The sequence below is a fragment of the Mycobacterium sp. TH-M82 genome (assembly GCF_057473605.1).
In genome coordinates this window covers 1-5598 of sequence record NZ_JBYCKY010000610.1, presented here as the reverse complement: position 1 = coordinate 5598, position 5598 = coordinate 1, and the positions used below count along the sequence as shown (strand labels likewise).

3 protein-coding genes and 1 pseudogene are annotated in these 5598 nt (G+C 69.1%); 1 reads left to right on the top strand and 3 read right to left on the bottom strand.

Features of this window, described 5'->3' with window-relative positions:
• Positions 1-289, bottom strand: a pseudogene (locus tag AC2VON_RS18140) (DNA alkylation response protein); the annotation flags it as partial.
• 230 nt (positions 290-519) lie between these two features.
• Here AC2VON_RS18140 and AC2VON_RS18135 point away from each other — a divergent pair.
• Complete coding sequence (locus AC2VON_RS18135) at positions 520-1743, top strand: PGRS repeat-containing protein (RefSeq protein WP_486954199.1); 1224 nt, start codon at positions 520-522, stop codon at positions 1741-1743.
• 89 nt (positions 1744-1832) lie between these two features.
• On the opposite strand, the gene AC2VON_RS18130 is transcribed toward AC2VON_RS18135, so the two are convergent.
• Together AC2VON_RS18130 and rpoC are read right to left on the bottom strand one after the other, a co-directional pair.
• Positions 1833-2591, bottom strand: coding sequence for a deoxyribonuclease IV (locus tag AC2VON_RS18130; protein ID WP_486954198.1), 759 nt, complete (start codon positions 2589-2591; stop codon positions 1833-1835).
• A gap of 137 nt (positions 2592-2728) precedes the next feature.
• Positions 2729-5598: DNA-directed RNA polymerase subunit beta' (gene rpoC / locus AC2VON_RS18125; RefSeq protein ID WP_486954197.1), on the bottom strand; the 2870-nt coding region annotated here is incomplete at its 5' end.

The following is a 5598-nucleotide window of genomic DNA, read 5'->3' as shown; positions in this document are numbered from 1 at the left end:
CGTGGCCGATCGCGGTGCGCATCAGCTCGTGGTAGGCGGGGTCGTACTCGACCTCGTCGACGCGGTGGCCGGTGGCGTCGTGGGTGTGCAGGATCGGACGGTTGCGGTCGGCCAGCTCACCCCAGCGCTGGGCTTGTCGGGAACCGGAGATGGCGCCGAGTTCGATGACCTCGTCGACGCCCCAACCTCCGCCCTCGCGGATCAGCGATTCGACGAGCACCGGCGATGACGCCGGGTTGTAGTCGTGCAGCGGGGGAACCTGGTTGGTGACGGTGTGGGTGTCGGGCATGCCGTCGATGTTACAGATTTTCGACAATTGCACAAGAGCTGTAAGACCCGGGTGCGCGCGGAGATTTCTTTGGGCGGGGTGGGCAGGCCGCTCGGGGAGTATCGTCATGGCTGTTTTAATCAACGCTGGCGGGGAAATTGTCTGACTTTCAGAAAGGCCCGACGATGGCTCAGGATTGCAGCACGCGAAATCGCACGTCATGCCCCGCCAAGACACGTCGGCATCGCCGCATGATCGGCCTGGGCACGGCTGCCGGTGCGGTGCTGGCGGCGGGGATGGCCCCGCTGACCACCTCGTCCACCGCCCACGCCGACATCGTCGAGCTCGTCATCGACCCCATAGTCCAGCCTTTGACCGATCTCGTCGACCCGGTCGCGGGTTTGGCCGGCGCCACGGCAGCAGCCGATCCCAGTTTCGCTAACACCCTGGTCCAGGCGATCTATCTGCCGTTTTACCACCTCGGCGAAGCCTGGGTTACTAGCCCAATCGGTTCGGCAATCGACAATGTGATCAATTTTCCCACCGACACGTTGCTCGGCGTCGATCTGATCGGCAACGGCGCTCCCGGAACGGAGGCGGACCCCACTGGTGGTGCCGGCGGGATTCTCTTCGGCGACGGCGGCGCCGGCTACAGCTCCACGACGGCCGGTGTGGGCGTCGGTAACGGCGGCAATGCCGGGCTGATCGGCAACGGCGGTGCCGGCGGTGACGGCGGGGCGGGCACGGCCGGCGGGGTCGGCGGGAACGGGGGGTTGCTGATCGGCAACGGCGGTGACGGCGGTGACGGCGGCTCCGCCACCACCGCCTCTTACGCCGGCGCGGCTGGAGGGAACGGCGGTGCCGGCGGGCAATTGTTCGGTCTGGGCGGTAACGGCGGTAACGGCGGCGACGGCGGCGACGGTGGCGTCGGCATCGCCGGCGCCGACGCCACCACCCCAGGCGACACGGGCGGCACCGGCGGGGAGGGCGCCGTCGCCGGCTCGGGCGGGGCCGGCGGGGAGGGCGGGCGCGGCGGGCTGCTGTTCAGCGACGGCGGGAACGGCGGCGACGGCGGCGCGGCCGGCAACGGCGGTGTCGGCGGTGTCGGCGGCACCGGCGGCGTCGCGTCGGCCACTGTTACCGCCGGAACCGGCGGTGAAGGCGGCCTCGGCGCCGTGGGCGGCCAGGGCGGTGCCGGTGGGGCCGGCGGCACCGGTGGCATTTTGGGCCAGGGCGGCAACGGCGGAAACGGCGGCGCGGCGGGTGACGGCGGCGACGGCGGCGACGGCGGCACTGGTGGCGCGGGCAGCCCCGGTGGCGCCGGCGGCACCGGCGGAGACGGCGGTGCCGCCGGCACACCCGGTACCGGCGGAGACGGCGGCTCGTCGGTCATCGTCGGCCAAGACGGCACGGCCGGCGCGATCGGCCCGACCGGCAAGGCGGGTGTGACCGGCGCCGCCGGCGCGGCGGGCTAACGCTTTGGCGATGGCGTCCGGCGCCATCTCCACGTCTGCGGCGCCGAGGCCCGCGGGCTACGCCTCCCGCGCACCCCGACGGCCGCCGATCAGCCGACGCGCTCGCGCAGGAACGCAATGTCGTCCTTGCGTCCCTCTTCGGCGGTCTCGCAGATCACCGTCGCACCGGCCGCCTCGACCACCGCGACCAGCAGCTCCGGATCGATCTGCCCGGCGCCGAAGTTGGCGTGCCGGTCCCGCCCCGAGCCCGCGGCATCCTTGGAGTCGTTGCAGTGCACCAGGTCGATGCGCCCGGTGATGGCCGTGATCCGGTCCACCGCGCCGGGCAGCGACTCACCCGAAGCCCAGGTGTGACAGGTGTCCAGGCAGAACCCCACACCGGTCGCACCGATGTGATCCCACAGCGCGGCGATGGTGTCGAAACGGCGGGCCATTGCATGCTCGCCGCCGGCGGTGTTCTCCAGGTAGACCGGAACCGTCGTCTCCAACCGGTCGAGTGCCTTGCGCCAACGGACGAAACCGGCCTCCAGGTCGTCGTCATCGGCGCTGACGTGCCCGCCGTGCACGATCACCGCCTTCGCGCCGATCTCCGCCGCGGCGTCGCAGGTCTGCTGCAGGGCCTTGCGCGACGGGATACGCACCCGGTTATTCGGCGAGGCGACGTTGATCAGGTAGGGCGCGTGCACATAGATCGGCAGCGCCGCCCCCCGCAGCACGGCGGCGTCATCGCGGGGCTCGGGCGGCTTCCAGCTCTGCGGGTTGCCCAGGAAGATCTGCACCACGTCGGCGCCGTCGGCCGCCGCGGCGGCGATGGGATTCTTTGGGCGCACATGCGAACCGATCAACAAGCGTCTACTGCTCCCTCTCTCCCTCTGCCCCCTCGCCGCAGCCCGCCCCAGACGCCGAGTGTGAAGCTGTGGCGGGCTTTTCGTCGAAAACTCGCCACCAGTTCACGCTCGGCGAAACGCCGCTCGCGCCGGGGAAGTCAGCGGTAGTCGCTGTAACCGTAGTCGTCCAGCGGCACCGCGGCACCGGTGGCCGCGCCGAAGTCCGGGCTGTAGTACTGGTCCTCATAGGACGGGATCGTGTACGCGGCGGCCCGTGCCTCCTCGGTCGGCTGCACCGCGATGTCACGGTAGCGGGGAATCCCGGTACCGGCCGGGATCAGCTTGCCGATGATCACGTTCTCCTTCAGGCCGTGCAGCCGGTCGCTGCGGCAGTTGATCGCCGCGTCGGTGAGCACCCGGGTGGTCTCCTGGAACGACGCCGCGCTCAGCCACGAGTCGGTGGCCAGCGAGGCCTTGGTGATCCCCATCAGCACCGGGCGGCCGGCCGCGGGCTCGCCACCCTCGGCCACCACCCGACGGTTCTCGGACTCGAACTCGGCACGCTCGGTCAACGAGCCGGGCAGAAACTCGGTCGAACCCGAGTCGATGATGGTCACCCGGCGCAGCATCTGCCGGACGATCACCTCGATGTGCTTGTCGTGGATCGACACGCCCTGCGCTCGGTAGACCTGCTGCACCTCTTTGACCAGGTGGATCTGCACCTCACGCGGACCCTGCACCCGCAGCACCTCGTGCGGGTCGGCCGAGCCCTCCATCAGCTGCTGGCCCACCTCGACGTGGTCGCCGTCGGCCAGCAGCCGCTCGCTGCCGTCCTCGTGCTTGAACACCCGCAGGCGCTGGCGCTTGGAGAGCTTGTCGTAGACCATCTCCTCGCCACCGTCGTCGGGCACGATGGTGATCTTGTAGAAGCGGTCACCCTCCTCGAGCCGGATCCGTCCGGACACGTCGGCGATCGGCGCCTTGCCGCGCGGCACCCGGGCCTCGAACAGTTCCTGCACCCGGGGCAGGCCACCGGTGATGTCCTCACCGACACCACCCTGGTGGAAGGTGCGCATGGTCAGCTGGGTACCGGGCTCGCCGATGGATTGGGCGGCGACGATGCCGACGGCCTCACCGATGTCCACCAGCTTTCCGGTGGCCATCGACCGGCCGTAACAGATCGCGCACACCCCGGTGCCGGTGGCGCAGGTCAGCACCGAACGCACCTTCACGCTCGTGATCCCCGCCGCCAGCAACGCCTCGATCGCCGGGTCACCCAGGTCATGGCCGCGCTCGACGACGACCTCACCGTCCTCGCCGACCGCGTCCGCGGCCAGTGTCCGCGCATACGCCGACGTCTCGATGAACGGATTGCGGATCAGTGTTCCGTCGGGCTGGCGTTGCGCCAGCTCGACGACAATGCCGCGCTCGGTTCCGCAGTCGCCCTCGCGCACGATCACATCCTGGCTCACGTCGACCAGGCGGCGGGTCAGATAACCCGAGTCGGCGGTCCGCAACGCGGTGTCCGCCAAGCCCTTTCGAGCACCGTGGGTGTTGATGAAGTACTCCAGCACCGTCAGGCCCTCACGGAAGCTCGACTTGATCGGCCGCGGGATGAACTCACCCTTCGGATTGGTCACCAGCCCCTTCATCCCGGCCAGGGTGCGGGTCTGGGTGAAGTTACCGGTGGCACCGGAGTCCACGATCGTGATGATCGGGTTGTCGTCGGGATAGTGCTCGCGCAGCGCCTCACCCACCTCGTCGGTGGCTTCCTTCCAGATCTCCACCAGCGCCTCGTTGCGCTCGTCGTGATTCAACGCCCCGCGCTGGAACTGCTTTTCCACCTTGTCCGCCCGCGCCTCGTAGGCGTCGAGGATCTCGGCCTTGTTCGGCGGCACCAACACGTCGGCCATCGACACCGTCACACCGGAACGGGTGGCCCAGTAGAAACCGGCATCCTTGAGCTTGTCCACCGTCTGGGCGACCACGATCATCGGATAGCGCTCGGCGAGGTCGTTGACGATGACGGCCTGAACCTTCTTGTGCATCTGCGTGTTCAGGAACGGATAGCCCACCGGCAGCAGCTCGTTGAACATCACCCGGCCCAGCGTGGTCTCCGCCATCCAGGAATCGCCCGGCCGCCAACCGCTCTCGCCGAACAGCTCAGTCTCCACCTCGGCCGGCGGGCGCAGCGCCGACAGCCGCACCTTGATCTTGGCCCGCACGCTCAGAACCCCGCGGTCCAGCGCCATGATCGCCTCCGCCGGCGAGGAGTACACGCCGGACTCCGGGCGGTCTTTGGCAGCCGGGGTGTATTCACCGGTGTCACCGGGAACCTCGGTGGTCAGGTAGTAGAGCCCGGTCACCATGTCCAGCCGCGGCATCGCCAGCGGACGTCCGGACGCCGGGGACAGGATGTTGTTCGAAGACAGCATCAGGATGCGGGCCTCGGCCTGCGCCTCGGCGGAGAGCGGCAGGTGCACCGCCATCTGGTCCCCGTCGAAGTCGGCGTTGAACGCCTCACACACCAGCGGGTGCAGCTGAATCGCCTTGCCTTCCACCAACATCGGCTCGAACGCCTGAATACCCAGCCGGTGCAGGGTGGGCGCGCGGTTGAGCAGCACCGGGTGCTCGGCGATGACCTCTTCGAGCACATCCCACACCTGCGGGCGCTGGCGCTCCACCATCCGCTTGGCGCTCTTGATGTTCTGCGCATGGTTGAGGTCGACTAGGCGCTTCATCACGAACGGCTTGAACAGCTCCAGCGCCATCAGCTTGGGCAGGCCGCACTGGTGCAGCTTGAGCTGCGGGCCGACCACGATCACGCTGCGGCCGGAGTAGTCGACGCGCTTGCCGAGCAGGTTCTGCCGGAACCGGCCCTGTTTGCCCTTGAGCAGATCGGACAGCGATTTCAGCGGACGGTTGCCCGGCCCGGTCACCGGCCGGCCCCGACGACCGTTGTCGAACAACGCGTCCACCGACTCCTGCAGCATCCGCTTCTCGTTGTTGACGATGATCTCCGGAGCAC

Coding starts and splice junctions, on each gene's coding strand:
- AC2VON_RS18135 (WP_486954199.1), top strand. CDS start 520: ATGATCGGCCTGGGCACGGCTGCCGGTGCGGTGCTGGCGGCGGGGATG.